Here is a 17,953-nt window from a genome sequence, read left to right on the forward strand (position 1 = left end):
GGAAGGACCGAGCCATGGCCACCGCCGTCTCGTCGCAGAACACCTCGTCGATCCTGGACAAGATCAACAACTCGCGCACGTCGCTCTCCAACAACAAGGAGACGTTCCTGAAGTTGCTGACCACCCAGCTGAAGAACCAGGACCCGCTGTCGCCCACCGACACGACCCAGATGACCCAGCAGATCACGTCCATGACGGGCGTGGAGCAGCAACTGGTGACCAACGACCTGCTGGCCGCCCTGGTCGGCATGAACACCGGCACGGGCCTGTCGGAAGGCGTGTCGATGATCGGCAAGCAGGTGACGGCCACCGCCGCCAACTCGACGCTGAAGGACAAGCAGGCGACGTTCTCGTGGTCCCAGCCGGGCGCTTCGACCTCGCTGACCGTGGAAGTGAAGAACGCCGCCGGCAAGGTCGTCCGCACGCTGACGCCCGAAGACCAGAAGAGCGGCAATCACCAGATCACCTGGGACGGCAAGGACGACAGCGGCGCTCAGCTGCCCGACGGCGGCGTCTACACCATCGCGGTCACCGCCAAGGGCGGCGACGGCAAGGAGCTGAAGGTCACGGACATCAAGGGTCGCGTCGAAGGCGTCGTGACCGGCGTCGACAACGCTTCGGGCCAGACCATGGTCCTGATCGACGGCCAATCCATCTCGATCGACAACGTGGTGGGGGTCAAGAACGTCCCCGCCGCGGCGGCCTAACACCGAATACCCGAATGAACGGGCGTCAGAACGACGCCGACGCGGCCTCCCGGAAACGGTTTCCCTCAGGCCCAAACGCAAACCGCGCTGAACCCTCGAACCCCTTCAACGCAGGATTATCGTTATGAGCATCAACAGCGCCATGCTCGCCGGCGTCTCCGGTCTGATCGCCAACTCGTCGGCCCTGGCCGCGATCTCGGACAACATCGCCAACGTCAACACGGTCGGTTACAAGCGCTCCAGCGCCAACTTCTCGACCCTGGTGACCTCGGGCTCGAAGAACCAGGCCTACAGCGCCGGCGGCGTGAAGGCCCAGACGCACCAGTATGTCAGCCAGCAGGGCCTGACCCAATCGACGACCTCGAACCTCGACCTGTCGATCTCGGGCTCGGGCTTCTTTGTCACCACCGAGAAGCCGGAAAACCTGACGGCGACCGACACCCGTTCGTTCACCCGCGCCGGCTCGTTCCAGCTGGATAACCTGGGCTACCTGCGCAACGACGCGGGCCTCTATCTGCAAGGCTGGCTGGCCGATCCGGTCAGCGGCATGATCACGCCCGACCCGTCGGATCTGACGCAGCTGTCGTCGATCAATGTCGGCAGCGTCGGCGGCACCGCCGAGAAGACCACCCGCGTCGGCGTCAACGCCAACCTGCGCTCGGAGCAGCCGGTGGCCGCGGCCGTCTCGTACAAGGTCGGCACCGCCGGCTCGCCGTCGAAGACCAACGTGCCCGACAGCGCCACGCCGTCGGTGAACCACAACTACGACGTGGTCTACAGCTCGACCGGCCTGGCCAACCCGGCCGCCTCGGGCAACAACGAGTACCAGGTCGACATCAAGGAAAACGGCGTCATCGTCGCCAGCGGGATCGTCGGCTACACGCCGGCCGGGGCCATCGCCAGCTCGACCCTGACGCCCAAGGGCGTGACGCCTAGCAACAGCTTGAGCACGGTCGACATCGACGGCGCCGGCACCACGGTCAACCTCTCGGCCCTGGGCATCATCGGCGGCGCCACCGACGACGCCGACGCCAAGACCGGCAAGCTGTACGACCCGGCCTCCTGGTCGATGTCCGACTACGCCCAGGACAACACCAAGGGCGTCAAGCCGGACTTCGAAATCCAGATCCCGCTGTCGGACTCCAAGGGCGGCCAGCGTACGGTCACCCTGTCGATGCTGAAGGGCCCCGGCCCGAACCAATGGTACGCCGAACTGCGCGCCAAGCCGGGCGACCTGGCCACCAACGGCAACGGCCTGATCAGCAGCGGCATCGTCACCTTCACCACCGACGGCAAGCTGCAGAGCACCGGCACCCTGTTCGGCACGACCAACCCGACCTCGATCACCATCCAGGCCTCGGGCACCCCGCCGGTCGTCCAGCCCGCTCCGCCGGCGCCGCAGCTGCCGCAGCCGCCGATCTGGGCCGACGCCTTGGGCATCGACACACAGGACGTCCAGATCGACCTGGCCAACGCCGCCGGCGGTCTGACCCAGTACAACAGCCAGTCGGTCGTGCAGTCGGTGAACACCAACGGTACGGCGTTCGGCAACCTGACCAACATCGAGGTGGATGACGACGGCTACGTCTCGGCCATCTTCGACAACGGCGTCACCCGCCGGATCGCCCAGGTCGCCGTGGCCACCTTCTCGAACCCGAACGGGCTGAAGGGCGTCAACGGCAACGCCTATCGCGTCACCAACGAGAGCGGCACCTACAGCCTCAAGGCTCCGGGCCAGGGCGGCGCCGGCGCGCTGGCGCCCTCGACCTTGGAAGCTTCGACTGTCGACTTGTCGACGGAGTTCACGGGCCTGATCACGACCCAGCGTGCTTACTCGGCTTCGTCCAAGATCATCACGACGGCCGATCAGATGCTTGAAGAACTTCTGAATATTAAGCGCTGATCATAGGGATTAACGCTCTTTAATTCTTGTGTTTCACACTGAGACACTACGGACTGCTTAGGAGCCGCTCTGTTTAGGCCTTTCTTTACTATTGGAATTAAGCCGCTGTTATTAGGCGGCGCCTATAGTGGGTCTCAACAGTGATGGTTGTGGGAAAGGCGTAAAGCCATGTTGCAGCAGCAGCGCACGAACAGCCGGGGTGAGAAGTACGTTATCGGTCCGACCGGTGCGCCTCTGACTCTCTCCGACTTGCCGCCGCCGGAAACCCAGCGTTGGGTGATCCGTCGTAAGGCCGAGGTCGTCGCCGCCGTCCGCGGGGGTCTGCTCTCGCTCGACGAGGCGTGCGATCGTTATAAGCTGACCAACGAGGAATTCCTCGCCTGGCAGCAATCGATCGACCGGCACGGCCTGGCGGGTCTGCGTACGACGCGGATCCAGCAGTACCGTTAAAGGTTGGCGTTTCGGGGGTGCGATAATCTGACCGCCCCCTCGCGCCCCTGAAAACCCCGCGGGCCTTGCGCCACAAGGGTTTGAAGACGTTCGGCGGCCGCTCCCGGAAGGGGGCGGCCGCGACGTTTTGGCGCCCACCTAAGCCCCTTCGACGGCCAAATATAAACGCCTCGTTTACCTTGAACTGGGTAAATCCTGCCTACCGACGGACGGTTCTCGTTCGTTCGCCGGTCCCTCCTCGGGGGGTGGTGGGATCAGGGGTGAGGCTTCGTGGAAAGCTTTCTGGGTTCAATTCAGCGTTTTGGCGTCGGGCGGCTGGCCGCGATGCTGGGCGTCGGCGCCGGTGTGGTGGCCGTGCTCGTGGCGCTGGTGATGTTCATGGGCAAGGAGCCCAATGAGCTGCTCTATTCGAACCTGGACCTGAAGGAAGCCTCGGAAGTCACCCAGGCCCTCGACCAGGCCGGCATCAAGTACGAGACCAAGGGCGACGGCTCGACGATCATGGTGGCGCGCGACAAGGTCGCCAGCGCCCGTCTGATGGTCGCCGGCAAGGGCCTGGTGAGCTCCGGCTCGATCGGCTACGAAATTTTCGACGGCAGCAGCGCGCTGGGCCAGACCGACTTCGTCCAGCAGCTGAACCGTCAGCGCGCCCTGCAGGGCGAACTGGAACGCACGATCAAGGCCATGCAGGGCGTCAACAGCGTCCGTGTCCACCTGGTGCTGCCCAAGCGCCAGCTGTTCGAGGAAGACGCCGAGCAACCGTCGGCCGCCGTCACCATCGGCGTCGGGGCCCGCGAGCCGGGCACCGACATGGTCCGCGCCATCCAGAACCTGGTGTCCTCGTCGGTCCCGAACATGAAGGCCGAGAAGGTCGCGGTCATCGACCAGCACGGCAAGACCCTGTCGGCCCCCAGCGACGAGAGCCTGGCCGGCAAGGAAGCCCAGGATCGCCGCACCGAGGCCGAGGCCCGCATCGCCAAGACCGTCAAGGACATGATCGAAGGCGTCCTGGGCCCGGGCAAGGCGCGCGTCAACGTCACCGCCGATCTCGACCTGAACCGCGTCACCACCCAGGAAGAGCGCTTCGATCCCGATGGCCAGGTGATCCGTTCGGAAAGCACGAACGAGCAGGGCAACAGCGAAACCAAGAACGACGACACCTCGGGCGTCACCGCGGCGGCCAACGTGCCCGGCGGCCAGGGCGCCAACGGTTTCCAGCAGCTGGGCTCGCGCTCCAACGCCAACGAGAGCGTCACCAACTACGAGATCTCCAAGTCCGTGAAGACCACGGTCCAGGAGCCTGGCACGATCAAGAAGGTCGCCGTGGCCGTGGCCATCGACGGGATCACCGCCCCTCCGGGCAAGGACGGCAAGCCGGGCGCCTACACCCCGCGCACCGCCCAGGAGATCGCGCAGATCGAGGAACTGGTGAAGACCGCCGTCGGCTTCGACGCCGCCCGCGGCGACCAGGTCAAGGTCACCAACATCAAGTTCCCGCAGCCCGAGGATCAGGGCCTGGAAAAGCAGGGCCTGCTGTCGGGCTTCGACAAGAACGACATCATGCGCTTCGCCGAACTGGGCGTGCTGGGCGTGGTGGCGCTGCTGGTCATGCTGTTCGCGGTCCGCCCGTTCATCAAGAACCTGTCGGCGCCCGCGCCGTCGCAGATGGCCCTGGCCGGTCCCGGCCAGCCGGTGACCCGCCTGGTCACCCTGTCGGACGGCACCCAGCAGCAGGTCGTGGTCGACCAGAGCGGCGAGCCGATCGCCATCGCCGGTCCCACCGCCACCAGCGACATCGACTCGCGCATCGACATCGCCAAGATCGAGGGTCAGGTTAAGGCCTCGTCGATTAAGCGGGTGTCCGAGTTCGTCGAGAAGCATCCCGACGAGTCGGTCGCGATCCTCCGTAACTGGCTGCACGAGTCGAACTGATGGCCATGAAAGTCGCCGTCAACGACATCAAGAACCTTTCGGGGCCCGAAAAGGCCGCGATCGTTCTGCTCGCGCTTGGCGAAGAACACACGAAAATCTGGGAAGCCCTGGACGACGAGGAGATCAAGGAAGTCTCCCAGGCCATGGCCGGCCTCGGCACGGTTTCCGCCTCCGTCGTGGAAGAGCTGCTGGTCGAGTTCGTCTCGGGCATGAGCTCGACGGGCGCGATCATGGGCTCCTACGAGCAGACCCAGCGCCTGCTGGCGTCGTTCATGCCGCAGGAGAAGGTCGACGCCCTGATGGAAGAGATCCGCGGTCCGGCGGGTCGAACCATGTGGGACAAGCTCGGCAACGTGAACGAGGCCGTGCTCGCCAACTATCTGAAGAACGAATACCCGCAGACCGTCGCGGTGGTGCTGTCGAAGGTCAAGAGCGACCACGCCGCCCGCGTGCTGGCCTGCCTGCCGGAAGACTTCGCCCTGGAATGCGTCACCCGCATGCTGCGGATGGAGCCGGTGCAGCGCGAGATCCTCGACAAGATCGAGATGACCCTGCGCACCGAATTCATGTCGAACCTGGCGCGCACCTCCAAGCGCGACAGCCACGAGATGATGGCCGAGATCTTCAACAACTTCGACCGTCAGACCGAGGCCCGTTTCATCGCGGCCCTGGAAGAGCGCAACCGCGAGGCCGCCGAGCGCATCCGGGCCCTGATGTTCGTGTTCGAGGACCTGGCCAAGCTGGACCCGGGCGGCATCCAGACCCTGCTGCGCGCCACCAGCAAGGAATCGCTGGCCCTGGCCCTGAAGGGCGCCTCGGACAAGCTGCGCGACCTGTTCTTCTCGAACATGTCCGAGCGCGCGGCCAAGATCATGCGCGAGGACATGGAGAGCATGGGCCCCGTGCGCCTGAAGGACGTCGACGCCGCCCAGGTGGGCATGGTGCAGGTCGCCAAGGATCTCGCCGCCAAGGGCGAGATCATGCTGGCCGGCTCCGGCGGCGACGATGAGTTGATCTACTGAGGCGGATGGCATGAACGACACCCCGCATCGCAGATTTGGCTTCGATACGGTCTTCGACGACCGCGGCGGCGTCGCCTACACCCCGCCGAAGGTGAAGAAGAGCTTCACCATCGAGGAGGTCGAGGCGGCCAAGGCCCAGGCCTATCAGGAGGGCGAGCGCTCGGCCGTGGCCCGCGCCGAGCAGGAGGCCGCCCAGGCCCTGGGCGAGGTCGCCCACGCCGTGCAGCAGGCCTTCGAGACCCTGACCCACGTCGCGCACGAGCACCGCGAAGGCTCGGCCATGCTGGCCCTGGCCTGCGGCCGCAAGATCGCCGACGCCGCCCTGACCCACTTCCCCGAGGCGCCGGTAACGGCGGCCCTCGAGGCCCTGGCCCGCGAGGTCGAAGCTCAACCGCGCATCTTCGTCCGGGTGTCTCCGGAGCTGGAGGAGCGCACCCAGCAGGCGCTGGAGCACGTGGCGGCTCAGATCGGCTTCCAAGGCCAGATCGTCGCCCGCGCCGACGGCGCCATGGCCCCCGCGGCCTTCACTTTCGACTGGGGCGAGGGCCGCGCGGCCTTCGACCCGGAAGGCGCCGCCCAGCGCGTCGCCGAAGCGCTGGAAGCGGCCATCGCCGCCGAAGGCCTCCACGCCGAACCCCTGTTCAACTAGTCCGATTACCTAGCGAAGGCTGACTAAGATGGCCGAAGACAATCTCCCGCTCGACGAATTCGGAGGCGCCATGCTGGCCTCCGAGGCTCAGGTCGAGATCGGTGACAAGACCGCCTCCGACCTGGCGCCGGTCTTCGACGTGCCGGTCAACATCTCGGCGGTGCTGGGGCGCGCCCACATGTCGGTGGCGCAGTTGCTGCAGCTGTCGCAGGGCTCGATCCTGGAGCTGGACCGCAAGGTCGGCGAGGCCATCGACATCTATGTCAACAACCGCCTGGTCGCCCGGGGCGAGGTCGTCGTCGTCGACGAACGCCTGGGCGTGACCATGACGGAAATCATCAAGGACGGCGACCAGGGCTAAGGCGCCCTTGGTCTGAAGGAGTGTAGAACATGCGGCTTCTTGTCGTCGGAAAATTGAACGGACAGCTCTCGGTCGCCGTGAAGATGGCGATGAACGCGGGCGCCAAGGTCTCGCACGTCGAAACGGCGGAGCAGGCGACCAACGCGCTGCGAGCGGGGCAGGGCGCCGACCTCTTGATGGTCGACTACGCGCTCGACATCGCCGGCCTGATCGCGGCCAACGAGGCCGAGCGGATGCGGGTGCCGGTGGTGGCCTGCGGCGTCGACGCCGACCCGATCCGGGCCGCCGCGGCCATCAAGGCTGGCGCCAAGGAATTCATTCCGCTGCCGCCGGACGCCGAGCTGATCGCCGCCGTCCTGGCCGCCGTGACCGACGACGAAAAGCCGATGGTCGTCCGCGACCCGGCCATGGAGTCGGTGATCAAGCTGGCCGACCAGGTCGCCCCGTCCGAAGCCTCGATCCTGATCACCGGCGAAAGCGGTTCGGGTAAGGAGGTCATGGCGCGCTACGTCCACGGCAAGTCGCGCCGGGCCAAGGCGCCGTTCATCTCGGTCAACTGCGCCGCCATCCCCGAGAACCTGCTGGAAAGCGAGCTGTTCGGCCACGAGAAGGGCGCCTTCACCGGCGCCATGGCCCGCCGGATCGGCAAGTTCGAAGAGGCCGACGGCGGCACCCTGCTGCTGGACGAAATCAGCGAAATGGACGTCCGCCTGCAGGCCAAGCTGCTGCGCGCCATCCAGGAGCGCGAAATCGACCGCGTCGGCGGCTCCAAGCCGGTCAAGGTCAACATCCGCATCCTGGCCACCAGCAACCGCGATCTGGCCCAGTCCGTGAAGGACGGCCACTTCCGCGAAGACCTGCTCTACCGCCTGAACGTCGTGAACCTGCGCCTGCCGCCGCTGCGCGAGCGTCCGGGCGACGTGCTCAGCCTGTGCGAGTTCTTCGTCAAGAAGTACTCGGCCGCCAATGGCGTGCCGGAAAAGCCGATCTCGGCCGAGGCCAAGCGCCGCCTGCTCGCCCACCGCTGGCCGGGCAACGTCCGCGAACTGGAAAACGCCATGCACCGCGCGGTGCTGCTGTCGACCGGTCCGGAGATCGAGGAATTCGCCATCCGCCTGCCGGACGGCCAGCAGCTGGCGGCCGCGCCGGCCCCGGACGTCGCGGTCGCCCGCGGCGCCCAGATGGCCGCCGACGCCGTCTCGCGCACCTTCGTCGGCTCGACCGTCGCCGAGGTCGAGCAGCAGCTGATCATCGACACCCTGGAGCACTGCTTGGGCAACCGCACGCACGCCGCCAACATCCTGGGCATCTCGATCCGCACGCTGCGCAACAAGCTGAAGGAATATTCGGACGCCGGCGTTCCGGTGCCGCCGCCGCAGGGCGGGATCGGCGCCGCCGCCTGATGATTTCTCCTGTCCTCCCGGCGAAAGCCGGGACCGCCATGGGCTCCGCGCTTGCCGCGGTCCCGGATCGGCCTTCGGCCGTCCGGGATGACAGGAAAAGGCAGTTTCTGGCCCTTGGGCCAACATGTCGCGGCGCCGCGACCATCCGTCCGGCGCCGAACATGGCTAATTTTGGTTAAGGAGATGGCGGCGGGCCGCAAATCGCTTCAAGCGCTGGTCCTGACTATCCCTCAACGGTTCAAGGTTCCGCATGGCTGACGCCGCCGCCCCGACCGCCCGATCCATGCCCAGCGCCAAGTCGATGCTGGACGGGTTCCTGCGCGGCGAGATGGGCCTGGCCCTGGGCGTCGTGGGCATCATCGTCCTGCTGATCCTGCCCGTCCCGCCGGTCCTGCTGGACCTGCTGCTGGCGATCTCGCTGACCGGATCCGTGCTGATCCTGATGACGGCGATCCTGATCAAGCGACCGCTGGAATTCACCTCGTTCCCGACCGTCCTGCTGGTCGCGACCCTGTATCGCCTGGGCCTGAACGTCGCCTCGACCCGCCTGATCCTCGGCCACGGCCAGGAAGGCTCCGGCGGGGCCGGGGCGGTCATCGAGGCCTTCGGTCACCTGATGATGCAGGGCAACTTCGTCATCGGGGTGATCATCTTCATCATCCTGGTGGTGGTGAACTTCATGGTCGTCACCAAGGGTTCGGGCCGGATCGCCGAAGTCGCCGCCCGCTTCACCCTGGACGCCATGCCCGGCAAGCAGATGGCCATCGACGCCGATCTGTCGACGGGTCTGATCGACCAGGAGATGGCCAAGCTCCGCCGCAAGGAACTGGAGCAGGAAAGCACGTTCTTCGGCGCCATGGACGGCGCCAGCAAGTTCGTGAAGGGCGACGCGATCGCCGGCCTGATCATCACCGGCATCAACATCGTCGGCGGCATCATCATCGGTGTCGTGCAGCACAAGATCCCGATCGGCGACGCCGCGTCCTCGTATACGATCATGACCATCGGCGACGGCCTGGTCAGCCAGATCCCGGCCCTGATCATCTCGATCGCGGCCGGCATGGTCGTCTCGAAGGCCGGCGTCGAAGGCTCGGCCGACAAGGCCCTGGTCACCCAGCTGGCCATGAACCCGGCCGGCCTGGGCATGGTCTCGGCCTCGTCCGGCATCATCGCCCTGATCCCGGGCATGCCGATCATCCCGTTCGCGGCCCTGTCGCTGGGCGCCGGAGCCCTGGCCTACAAGCGCATCCAGGATGCCAAGAAACCCAAGCCGATCGATCCGTCCCTGCTCGAATCCGCCGCCGCCCCGGCCGAGGCCGAGGAAGAGCCGATCAGCGCCTCTCTGGCCATCGACGACGTCAAGATCGAGCTGGGCTATGGCCTGCTGACCCTGATCAACGACCTGGACGGCCGCAAGCTGACCGACCAGATCCGCGCCCTGCGCAAGACCCTGGCCGGCGAGTTCGGCTTCGTCATGCCGCCGGTGCGGATCCTCGACAACATGCGCCTGGCCAACCAGGGTTACGCCATCCGCATCAAGGAAATGGAAGCCGGCGCCGGCGAAGTGCGCCTGGGCAGCCTGATGGCCATGGACCCGCGCGGCGGCCAGGTCGAGCTGCCGGGCGAACATGTGCGCGAGCCCGCCTTCGGCCTGCCGGCCACCTGGATCGCCGACGACCTGCGCGAGGAAGCCACCTTCCGCGGCTACACGGTCGTCGATCCGGCCACGGTGCTGACCACGCACCTGACCGAGATCCTCAAGGAGAACATGGCCGACCTGCTGTCCTACGCCGAGGTCCAGAAGCTGCTGAAGGAGCTGCCCGAGGCGCAGCGCAAGCTGGTCGACGACCTGATCCCGGGCACGGCCACGGCCACCACGGTCCAGCGCGTGCTGCAGTCGCTGCTGCGCGAGCGCGTCTCGATCCGCGACCTGCCGCAGATCCTGGAAGGCATCGGCGAGGCCGCGCCGCATACCGCCTCGGTCACCCAGCTGGTCGAGCAGGTTCGCGCCCGCCTGGCCCGCCAACTGTGCTGGGCCAATCGCGGCGACGACGGCGCCCTGCCGATCATCACCCTGTCGGCCGACTGGGAGCAGGCCTTCGCCGAAGCCCTGATCGGCCCCGGCGACGACAAGCAGCTGGCCCTGCCGCCCTCGCGCCTGCAGGACTTCATCCGCGGCGTCCGCGACGCGTTCGAGCGCGCCGCCCTGGCCGGCGAGGCCGCCGTGCTGCTGACCAGCCCCGGCGTGCGCCCCTATGTCCGCTCGATCATCGAGCGTTTCCGCGGCCAGACCGTGGTGATGAGCCAGAACGAGATCCACCCCCGCGCCCGTCTGAAGACGGTGGGGATGGTCTAGGACGGGAACGCCTTCTAACTGGTTGCGTTTTGCAATCGGATGGAAGGAGTAATCCCATGCCCCACTTCGTCACGATCGGGTACGGCGACCGCGAAGGCTACGACCGTACGCCCGAGCCGCTGCGCCAGGCCGCCCACGCCCAGGACGCCGAATTGCAGCGCCAGGGCGCATTGATCGGCGTCGCCGGAAAGCCGGTGCAGGTCCGCAACCCCGAAGCCCAGGGCGTCGAGACGACCGACGGTCCGTACTTGTCTTCGCAACTGCCGATCGCCGGCTTCGCCATCATCGAGGCGGCCGACCTGGCCGAGGCCATCGAGAAGGTCTCCAAGGCCCCCTGCGCCATCTGTCGCGGCGTCATCGAGGTCTGGCCGCTGACGACCCCTTAGGCCAGCGCGGTTTCCCGCCCCAGCGCGGACAACAAACCGTTCAGCGAGTAGGGCTTGCTCAGCAGCTGGAAGCCGTGGGCGCCTTCCTCGGCCAGGACATGGCTGTAGCCGCTGGTCAGGATCACCTCCAGGCGAGGCCAGGACCGCCGGATCTCCTTGCCCAGTTCGATGCCGCTCATGCCCGGCATGACGACGTCGGTGAACACCAGGTCGAAATCCTTCTGGCGGGCCCGTAGGATGTCCAGCGCCGCCTGGGCGTCGCCCACCCAGGTCACCGTCTGGCCCAGCTCCCGCAGCAGGCCCGCGGCGAAGCCGCCGACCCCCTGATTGTCCTCGACCAGCAGGATCGACCGGTTGGGAACGACGGCCAAGTCCACGGTGGCCGGCGCCGGCGTCGGGACCGCCTTGCCCGTGGCGCGGGGCAGATAGAGGGTGAAAGTCGTACCCACGCCCGGCGTGCTGTTCACGGCCACCTCGCCGCGGGATTGCTTGGCGAACCCGTAGACCTGGCTGAGGCCCAGACCCGTGCCCTTGTCGACAGCCTTGGTGGTGAAGAACGGTTCGAAGATCCGGGCGAGCGTGTCGGGCTCGATGCCCGAGCCGTTGTCGACGATCTCGATCGCCACGAAGTCGCCGGAGGCGGCGGCGTGGCCGCGCACCGCCGGAACGCCGTCGGTCGCGCCGGCGGTGATGCGGATCTGGCCGCCGCGCGGCATCGCGTCCCGCGCGTTGATGATCATGTTGAGCACGGCGGTCTCGAACTGGCTGGGATCGGCCAGGACCAGTTGCGCGGCGTCGCGGACCTCGACCTCGACGCTGACCGTCGACCCGATCGTGGTCGAGATCATCTCCTGCAGGCTCCGCAGGCGCACGCCCACGTCGAACACTTCCGGCTGCAGCGGCTGGCGGCGGGCGAAAGCCAGCAACTGGCTGGTCAGCACGGTCGCGCGGCCGGCGGTCTCGGCGATCGCCTCGACATAGCGCGCGCGCTTTTCCTCGGACAGGCCGGGGCGACGCAGATAGTCCGCCGACGCGCGGATGACGGTCAGCAGGTTGTTGAAGTCGTGGGCGACGCCGCCGGTCAGCCGGCCGATGGCCTCCATCTTCTGGGCCTGGATCAGGGCCTCGCGCGAGCGGTCGATCGCTTCCTGGGCCAAGCGGCGCTCGGTGATGTCGCGGGTGATCTTGGCGAAGCCGATCAGTTCGCCGGCGTCGTCACGGATCGGATCGATCAGAACATGGGCCCAGAAGCGCTCGCCGCCCTTGCGGACCCGCTGGGCCTCGCCCTCGAACTTGCCTTCGCGCAGCGCCGTGGCCAAGGCGCGGGCCGGCGCGCCGGCGGCCTGGTCCTCGGGCGTATAGAAGATGGAGAAGTGCCGCCCGACGATCTCCTCGGCCGTGTAGCGCTTGATCGCCTCGGCGCCGGCGTTCCAATTGCTGACGTTGCCTTCGCTGTCGAGCATGTAGATGGCGTAGTCGCGCACGCCCTGGACCAGCAGCCGGAAGCGCCGCTCGCTTTCGCGCAAGGCGTCGTCGATGGCCTTTTTCTCGGAGATGTCGCGGGTGATCTTGGCGAAGCCGATGATCGCGCCGTTCTCGACGACGGGGTCGATGACGACATGGGTCCAAAAGCGCGTGCCGTCCTTGCGCACCCGCCAGCCCTCGGCCTCGAAGCGACCCTGTTCGCGCGCGGTCCGCAGAGCCTCGGCGGGCTTGCCCCTGGCTCGGTCCTCCTCGGTGTAGAAGCGCGAGAAGTGCTGGCCGATGATCTCGTCGGCGGAATAGCCTTTGAAGCGTTGGGCGCCGGTGTTCCAGGTCGCGACATTGCCATCGGCGTCGAGCAGATAGATCGCGTAGTCCTTGACCGCGCCGATCAGCAGCTCGAAGCGCTCGGACTGAGCCAGATCGGTCAGAAGGCGGGGCGCGGGCTCGTTCATGAATGTGTTGTCGGCGCCTGAATAACGACAGCAAGGGTCAACGTGCGGTGACGCTTGAGGTTCCGGAACAAGCGTAAAGGCTATATTTCGGCGCCGCCGGCTACATAAAACGCGCGCAGGTGGAACGCCGCGTCGACTGGCCGACGGAACCCGGGCGGCAAGGCTACGTTGTTTCCGCCGGGTGGGGCCCTCGACGGAGAGTACAGAAATGACCAACAAGCTTGCCCTGCTCGCCGCCGCCGCGTCCCTGACGTTCGCCGGCGCCGCCTTCGCACAGAGCACCCATTCGGCCGGCCATGCCTCGCCCAGCGCGGCGACCGCGCCGGGTCAGACGATGACGTCGCCCGGCCAATCGATGACGGCGCCCGGTATGTCGACCGCTCCCGGCCAATCCACGACCAAGCCCGGCGCCACTCCGGCGACCCCTGCGACCCCCGCGGATCCTGGTGTGAGCTCGGCTCAGCCGGCGACCCCGGCCACGCCGCCTTCGGCCAGCACGGCCGATAGCGCCGCCACGCCCAGCTCGGCCAATGTCGCCAGCTTCAAGGTCGGTTCGTCGGTGAAGGACGCCGGCGGCGTCGCCGTTGGTCAAATCACCGGCACCAGCACCGGCGCCGACGGCTCGACCAACGTCATCGTCACCAATGGCGGCGTGAAGTTCGCCCTGCCGGCCAACAGCCTCAGCGCGGGCGCGGACGGCAGCGTCTCGACCACGGCCACCAAGGCTCAGATCGACGCGACCGTCGCCGGCGCCAAGCCGCAACAATAAGGTCCGCGCACAGGACGATATGACCGCGAGCCCGCTCGGCATTGCCGAGCGGGCTCGTCACTGATAGCGATGGCCGTCATTGAGGGGCGTTTGTCGCCGACTTGGGGTTCCGTATGCCTCCGGCCAATAAGACCAGGCGTGGGTCAAACTCGCTGCTGTGGGATCTGCTGACGTTCGACCGCCTGGTTACCGGGCCGGTGATTCACTTCATCTATTGGGCTGGCCTCGGGGTCGTGGCCCTGTTCGGCTTCTCGGTCGTCGGCGCCGCCGTGGGCCTGGCGCTGAAGGAGCCCGGCGTCGGCTCGCTGCTGCTGGCCTTCCCGGTGCTGATCGCGGGTCTGCTGGTCGCCGGCGCGCTGGTGCTGCTGTGGCGCGCGTTCTGCGAGTTCTATGTCGCCATCTTCCGGATCAGCGAGGACCTGCGGGCCCTGCGCCAGACCAGCGACGCCGACCACGCCGTCTACCGGGCGCGCCAATCGCCGCCGCCCCAAGGGCAGGGGCAGGGCCAGCCGCCTCGGCAGGCCTAAGAGGGCCTATTTCGCCAACGTCTTCAGGCGTTCGCGCAGCGTCCCCATCGCCTCCAGCGGCATGTCGAGGGCGCAGAACAGCTTTTCGGGAATCGTCTCGGCCTGGTCGCGCAGCGCGCGGCCCTTGTCGGTCAGGGCCACGATGACCCGCCGCTCGTCCTCGAGATCGCGGCGGCGCTCGACGAGGCCGCCCGTTTCAAGGCGCTTGAGCAGCGGGGTCAAAGTGCTGGAATCGAGGTCCAGGGCGTCGCCTAGAGCGCCGACCGTGCGCGGGCTCTGCTCCCACAGCACCAGCATGGCCAGGTACTGCGGATAGGTCAGGCCCAGGGCGTCCAGCATCGGCCGATAGAGCCGCGTCATCCGGTTGGCCGCGCCGTAGAGGGCGAAGCACAGCTGATTGTCCAGGCGCAGGGCCTCGGGCGAACGATCGGACGACGCGGGTTTCTGGCTCATCGGACTATCAACTAGGCCGCCTTGACGGTGATGGCCACGTCGACATTGCCGCGCGTGGCGTTGGAATAGGGGCACACTTGGTGGGCCGTGGCGACCAGCGCCTCGGCGTCGGCCTGGCTGAGGCCCTGGGTTTCGACTTCCAGCGCGACTTCCAGGCGGAAACCGACCTCCTGGGTGGCGAGGCCGACCTGGCCGGTCACGGTCGAGCCGGTCAGAGCGATCTTCTGGGTGCGGGCGACGTGGGCCATGGCGCTTTGGAAACAGGCGGCGTAGCCGGCGGCGAACAGCTGCTCGGGATTGGTCCCCGTCTCCTTGCCGCCAAGCGCCTTGGGCATCGACAGCTGCACATCCAGCAGGCCGTCCTCGCTGCGGGCGTGGCCGTCGCGGCCGCCGACGACGGTGGCGCGGGTGGTGTAGAGGGTGGTCATGGGGAAGCTCCGTTGGCTCGAATGATGTGAACGATTTAATCGTGCACGATCTAACTTCAAGAGTGGAGCTGTAAAAAAGATCGCGCGCGATTGAATCGGCTTGAAAGAGCGGGGACGCTTAAAGCTCTAAGCCGCCCAAGCCGCCGCGAAGCGCTTCAGCAGCGAGCGCGCGGGGCTCTCGGCGCCGGCCTCGGCCGCTTCCAGGCGCAGGAATAGATCTCCGGCCCTATGCGCGGCGCGGGCGGGCAGGCCCTGGCCGGGCAGGCGGACCAAGCCGCGGGCGGCGGCCTTGGTCGAGATCCAGGCCGGGCGCGGGCCCAGCGGGGTGTCGGCGTCGACCCGGCCGCCTTCGGAAAGGACGCGGGGATCGACCTTGCCGGTCAGCCAGAGGTCGTCGCCACGCACCAGGGCCCCGTCCTGGGCGCGCAGCCGGACCTCGAACATCACGCCCTCAACCCGCACCTTGTCGCCCTCGCGCAGGCCGGCCGGCAGCTTCAGCCGCAGGCGCCGGCCGTCGATGGCCAGGTCCTCGGCGCCGCCGGCGACGGCGGTGGCGATGTCGATCTCCAGGAAGACGCGGTCGGCGATCGGGACGGCGCTTGCCACGGCCGGCGGGAAGCTGGTGGGCTGGAACGGATGGTCCTGCAGCAGGCGATAGGCGGCCAGCACGTCGCGGAACAGGGCCGCGTCGCCGGTCGGGCGATCCGGATGGGCCCGCTTGGCGGCCTCGCGATAGGCCTTGCGCAGCTCGCGCTCGTCCGCGTCCGGGGCCACGCCAAGCAGGGCGCGGGCGGCCGAAAGGGTCAGGGCGGAGACGCGGGCAGTCATGCGGCGACCCTGACGTCCGGATGGTCAACGGCGGGTTAAGTTAAGACTTTCGCTGGCGGTGGCCCCCGCGGCGCTGCCGGCCTATATCAATCCCATGAGCGCCGACCCGACCCTGATCCCCGCCTCGCCCAGCGAGGACGACTACATCCGCCAGGTGACCGAGGCGGTCCCGCCGGCCCTGCTGTCGGAAGAGGATCCGTTCGCCCTGTTCGCCGAATGGCTGGAGGAGGCGGGCAAGAAGGAGCCCAACGACCCCAACGCCATGACCGTCTCGACCGTCGACGCCGACGGCATGCCCGACTCGCGGATGGTGCTGCTGAAGGATTTCGATCCGCGCGGTTTCGTCTTCTACACCAACACCCACAGCGCCAAGGGGCGCGAGCTGCGCGGCCAGCCCAAGGCGGCGCTGCTGTTCCACTGGAAGTCGCTGCGCCGCCAGGTGCGGATCCGGGGCGTGGTCGAGCCCGTGACGGAAGCCGAGGCCGACGCCTATTTCGCCAGCCGCGCCCGCCACAGCCAGATCGGCGCCTGGGCCAGCGACCAGTCGGCGCCGCTGCCCGACCGTCTGGCTCTGGAGAAGCGGGTGGCCGAGATGGGCCTGAAATTTGGCCTCTCTAAGGTGCCGCGCCCGCCGCACTGGTCGGGCTATCGCGTCGTCCCGGTCAGCATCGAGTTCTGGCGCGACCGACCCTTCCGCCTGCACGAGCGGCTGGTGTTCGATCGCGCCGAGGGTGGATGGACGACGAAGCGGCTATTTCCGTAGCGGGCCGCACGGGCTCGCGCCGGCCTTCGCCGTCGTGGTGAACTCGATCAGCATGCCGAGGTCGCCCTGCGTCGGGGCCAGGAACGCCTCGCCCGTCAGGCCGACATAGCGCGTGAGCTTGGTCTCATAGCCGCGCTCGACCCAGCGCTGGGCGCGGGGCAGGTCGGCGGCGGCCAGGCTGACACCCAGGATGCGCGGGCCTTGGGCCAGGGTGTCGGCCGCCGCGCCGGGGCCGTCCGGGGTCAAGGTCAACAGGGCCGTCGGCCCCACCGGCACGCAATAGCCCTTGGCCCCGACCGCCGGCAGGCTGACCGGGACCGCGCCGCCGTGGCCCATCCGCGCCAGCGCCGCGCGGTCGGCCTCCGGGTCGCCGGACACCAGCCAGATCGCCGACAGGGCGCGAACGCTGTTGGGATGTTCGCGCGTCACCCGCCAGTCGTCCTTGTTGCTCGGATCGGCCTGGTCCGGCGCGTAGTCGGGCTTGTAGTCGATGTAGAAGGTGTTGCTGGACAGCGGGGCCTTGTCGAAGGCGAACAGCCGCCAGGTGGGCTTTTGGCTATCGGGGCCGGCGAACATCGGGGTGACCGCATAGCCCAGGCCCTTCAGCGAGGCCTGGATCGTATCGACGTCCGACGAGCGGAACCCGAAGGTGCGCGCGCCGGGCTGCTCCTTCAGGGCGACGCGGTCGTCCTTCATGCCCGGGTCATAGTCGGGATTGGCGCGGGTGACGCCCAGAAGCTCGATGAAGCTGGTGTCGGAGAAGCGGACATAGCGGTTGGCGACGCCGCCCGGATCGCGCCCGGCCCGCACCTGGAAGCCCAGCTTCACGGCCATGATCGAGGTCACCTCGTCGATGCCGCGCCCCCACAGCAGGACGTGGTCGAGCCGGGTCGTCGGCGGGGCCGTCGCCGCGGTGGCCGGCGCCGCGGCCGAGAGCGCCAGCATCAGGCCGATGGACAGAAAGGGTTTCACGCGAGGTCTCCTGGAAGAAGCCGGCAAGCTAGGGCTTGGCGTGACAGAGGATCAATGACCTCGGGGTCATGACGCCATGACCTCCTGGGTCATTGACGTCGCGACCT

At 67.6% G+C, this 17,953-nt stretch carries 18 protein-coding genes; 13 read left to right on the forward strand and 5 right to left on the reverse strand.

The window, feature by feature from the left end; translation table 11 throughout:
• The first annotated feature begins 14 nt into the window (after nt 1-14).
• From ABIC66_RS09715 to ABIC66_RS09760, 10 genes are all read left to right on the forward strand, one after another.
• Nucleotides 15-707 (forward strand): flagellar hook assembly protein FlgD, encoded by a 693-nt coding sequence (locus ABIC66_RS09715; protein ID WP_354069774.1) that lies wholly within the window; start codon nt 15-17, stop codon nt 705-707.
• 124 nt (nt 708-831) lie between these two features.
• Nucleotides 832-2,610, forward strand: coding sequence for a flagellar hook protein FlgE (flgE, locus tag ABIC66_RS09720; RefSeq protein WP_354069776.1), 1,779 nt, complete (start codon nt 832-834; stop codon nt 2,608-2,610).
• 168 nt (nt 2,611-2,778) lie between these two features.
• Nucleotides 2,779-3,060 (forward strand): CtrA inhibitor SciP, encoded by a 282-nt coding sequence (sciP, locus tag ABIC66_RS09725; protein WP_047410412.1) that lies wholly within the window; start codon nt 2,779-2,781, stop codon nt 3,058-3,060.
• A gap of 270 nt (nt 3,061-3,330) precedes the next feature.
• The gene (gene fliF, locus ABIC66_RS09730; protein ID WP_354069778.1) at nt 3,331-4,992 is read left to right on the forward strand and encodes a flagellar basal-body MS-ring/collar protein FliF; all 1,662 of its coding nucleotides are present in this window, start codon (nt 3,331-3,333) and stop codon (nt 4,990-4,992) included.
• A complete protein-coding gene (gene fliG, locus ABIC66_RS09735; protein WP_354069780.1) occupies nt 4,992-6,014 on the forward strand; it encodes a flagellar motor switch protein FliG in 1,023 nt (340 codons plus the stop codon). Before fliF ends, fliG begins: the two co-directional genes overlap by 1 nt.
• Nucleotides 6,015-6,024: 10 nt before the next feature.
• Nucleotides 6,025-6,663, forward strand: coding sequence for a FliH/SctL family protein (locus ABIC66_RS09740; RefSeq protein ID WP_354069782.1), 639 nt, complete (start codon nt 6,025-6,027; stop codon nt 6,661-6,663).
• A gap of 28 nt (nt 6,664-6,691) precedes the next feature.
• Nucleotides 6,692-7,024: a flagellar motor switch protein FliN gene (fliN, locus tag ABIC66_RS09745; protein ID WP_354069784.1), complete on the forward strand. Its 333-nt coding sequence runs from the start codon at nt 6,692-6,694 to the stop codon at nt 7,022-7,024.
• A gap of 29 nt (nt 7,025-7,053) precedes the next feature.
• A complete protein-coding gene (gene flbD / locus ABIC66_RS09750) occupies nt 7,054-8,427 on the forward strand; it encodes a sigma-54-dependent transcriptional regulator FlbD (RefSeq protein ID WP_354069786.1) in 1,374 nt (457 codons plus the stop codon).
• A 250-nt stretch (nt 8,428-8,677) separates the two neighbouring features.
• On the forward strand, nt 8,678-10,783 hold the full coding sequence (flhA, locus tag ABIC66_RS09755; RefSeq protein WP_354069788.1) for a flagellar biosynthesis protein FlhA: 2,106 nt from the start codon (nt 8,678-8,680) through the stop codon (nt 10,781-10,783).
• A 56-nt stretch (nt 10,784-10,839) separates the two neighbouring features.
• Complete coding sequence (locus ABIC66_RS09760) at nt 10,840-11,169, forward strand: YciI family protein (RefSeq protein ID WP_354069789.1); 330 nt, start codon at nt 10,840-10,842, stop codon at nt 11,167-11,169.
• Here the strand turns inward: ABIC66_RS09760 and ABIC66_RS09765 are convergent.
• Complete coding sequence (locus ABIC66_RS09765; protein WP_354069791.1) at nt 11,166-13,106, reverse strand: hybrid sensor histidine kinase/response regulator; 1,941 nt, start codon at nt 13,104-13,106, stop codon at nt 11,166-11,168. The genes ABIC66_RS09760 and ABIC66_RS09765 overlap by 4 nt on opposite strands.
• A 208-nt stretch (nt 13,107-13,314) precedes the next feature.
• Between ABIC66_RS09765 and ABIC66_RS09770 the strand changes: the two genes are divergently transcribed.
• Together ABIC66_RS09770 and ABIC66_RS09775 are read left to right on the forward strand one after the other, a co-directional pair.
• Nucleotides 13,315-13,875 carry a hypothetical protein gene (locus tag ABIC66_RS09770; protein WP_354069792.1) on the forward strand — a complete coding sequence of 187 codons (561 nt, stop codon included), beginning with the start codon at nt 13,315-13,317 and terminating at the stop codon, nt 13,873-13,875.
• 101 nt (nt 13,876-13,976) lie between these two features.
• Entirely contained in the window at nt 13,977-14,402 is a 426-nt protein-coding gene (locus ABIC66_RS09775) for a DUF4282 domain-containing protein (RefSeq protein ID WP_354069794.1), read from the forward strand.
• Between the two features lie 6 nt (nt 14,403-14,408).
• Here the strand turns inward: ABIC66_RS09775 and ABIC66_RS09780 are convergent, their stop codons facing one another.
• The 3 genes from ABIC66_RS09780 to ABIC66_RS09790 all read right to left on the reverse strand — a co-directional run bounded on the left by ABIC66_RS09780 (nt 14,409) and on the right by ABIC66_RS09790 (nt 16,111).
• On the reverse strand, nt 14,409-14,855 hold the full coding sequence (locus ABIC66_RS09780) for a MarR family winged helix-turn-helix transcriptional regulator (RefSeq protein WP_354069795.1): 447 nt from the start codon (nt 14,853-14,855) through the stop codon (nt 14,409-14,411).
• 11 nt (nt 14,856-14,866) lie between these two features.
• Nucleotides 14,867-15,283 carry an organic hydroperoxide resistance protein gene (locus tag ABIC66_RS09785; protein WP_354069796.1) on the reverse strand — a complete coding sequence of 139 codons (417 nt, stop codon included), beginning with the start codon at nt 15,281-15,283 and terminating at the stop codon, nt 14,867-14,869.
• A 126-nt stretch (nt 15,284-15,409) separates the two neighbouring features.
• Complete coding sequence (locus tag ABIC66_RS09790; RefSeq protein ID WP_354069798.1) at nt 15,410-16,111, reverse strand: DnaJ domain-containing protein; 702 nt, start codon at nt 16,109-16,111, stop codon at nt 15,410-15,412.
• Between the two features lie 94 nt (nt 16,112-16,205).
• Between ABIC66_RS09790 and pdxH the strand changes: the two genes are divergently transcribed.
• Nucleotides 16,206-16,874 (forward strand): pyridoxamine 5'-phosphate oxidase, encoded by a 669-nt coding sequence (gene pdxH / locus ABIC66_RS09795; protein ID WP_354070313.1) that lies wholly within the window; start codon nt 16,206-16,208, stop codon nt 16,872-16,874.
• Here the strand turns inward: pdxH and ABIC66_RS09800 are convergent.
• Complete coding sequence (locus tag ABIC66_RS09800; RefSeq protein WP_354069800.1) at nt 16,863-17,846, reverse strand: VOC family protein; 984 nt, start codon at nt 17,844-17,846, stop codon at nt 16,863-16,865. The two genes, pdxH and ABIC66_RS09800, sit on opposite strands and share 12 nt — an antisense overlap.
• Between the last annotated feature and the right edge of the window lie 107 nt (nt 17,847-17,953).

It is taken from the genome of Caulobacter sp. 1776, from assembly GCF_040545685.1.
Classification (GTDB): Bacteria; Pseudomonadota; Alphaproteobacteria; order Caulobacterales; family Caulobacteraceae; genus Caulobacter.

What these genes read in the sequence shown, in the direction of transcription:
- flgE (WP_354069776.1), top strand. Translation starts at nt 832, where the DNA reads ATGAGCATCAACAGCGCCATGCTCGCCGGCGTCTCCGGTCTGATCGCC.
- fliG (WP_354069780.1), top strand. Translation starts at nt 4,992, where the DNA reads ATGGCCATGAAAGTCGCCGTCAACGACATCAAGAACCTTTCGGGGCCC.
- ABIC66_RS09790 (WP_354069798.1), bottom strand. Translation starts at nt 16,111, where the DNA reads ATGACTGCCCGCGTCTCCGCCCTGACCCTTTCGGCCGCCCGCGCCCTG.
- flhA (WP_354069788.1), top strand. Translation starts at nt 8,678, where the DNA reads ATGGCTGACGCCGCCGCCCCGACCGCCCGATCCATGCCCAGCGCCAAG.
- fliN (WP_354069784.1), top strand. Translation starts at nt 6,692, where the DNA reads ATGGCCGAAGACAATCTCCCGCTCGACGAATTCGGAGGCGCCATGCTG.
- ABIC66_RS09760 (WP_354069789.1), top strand. Translation starts at nt 10,840, where the DNA reads ATGCCCCACTTCGTCACGATCGGGTACGGCGACCGCGAAGGCTACGAC.
- pdxH (WP_354070313.1), top strand. Translation starts at nt 16,206, where the DNA reads ATGAGCGCCGACCCGACCCTGATCCCCGCCTCGCCCAGCGAGGACGAC.
- ABIC66_RS09715 (WP_354069774.1), top strand. Translation starts at nt 15, where the DNA reads ATGGCCACCGCCGTCTCGTCGCAGAACACCTCGTCGATCCTGGACAAG.
- sciP (WP_047410412.1), top strand. Translation starts at nt 2,779, where the DNA reads ATGTTGCAGCAGCAGCGCACGAACAGCCGGGGTGAGAAGTACGTTATC.
- ABIC66_RS09770 (WP_354069792.1), top strand. Translation starts at nt 13,315, where the DNA reads ATGACCAACAAGCTTGCCCTGCTCGCCGCCGCCGCGTCCCTGACGTTC.
- ABIC66_RS09740 (WP_354069782.1), top strand. Translation starts at nt 6,025, where the DNA reads ATGAACGACACCCCGCATCGCAGATTTGGCTTCGATACGGTCTTCGAC.
- ABIC66_RS09765 (WP_354069791.1), bottom strand. Translation starts at nt 13,106, where the DNA reads ATGAACGAGCCCGCGCCCCGCCTTCTGACCGATCTGGCTCAGTCCGAG.
- flbD (WP_354069786.1), top strand. Translation starts at nt 7,054, where the DNA reads ATGCGGCTTCTTGTCGTCGGAAAATTGAACGGACAGCTCTCGGTCGCC.
- ABIC66_RS09780 (WP_354069795.1), bottom strand. Translation starts at nt 14,855, where the DNA reads ATGAGCCAGAAACCCGCGTCGTCCGATCGTTCGCCCGAGGCCCTGCGC.
- ABIC66_RS09785 (WP_354069796.1), bottom strand. Translation starts at nt 15,283, where the DNA reads ATGACCACCCTCTACACCACCCGCGCCACCGTCGTCGGCGGCCGCGAC.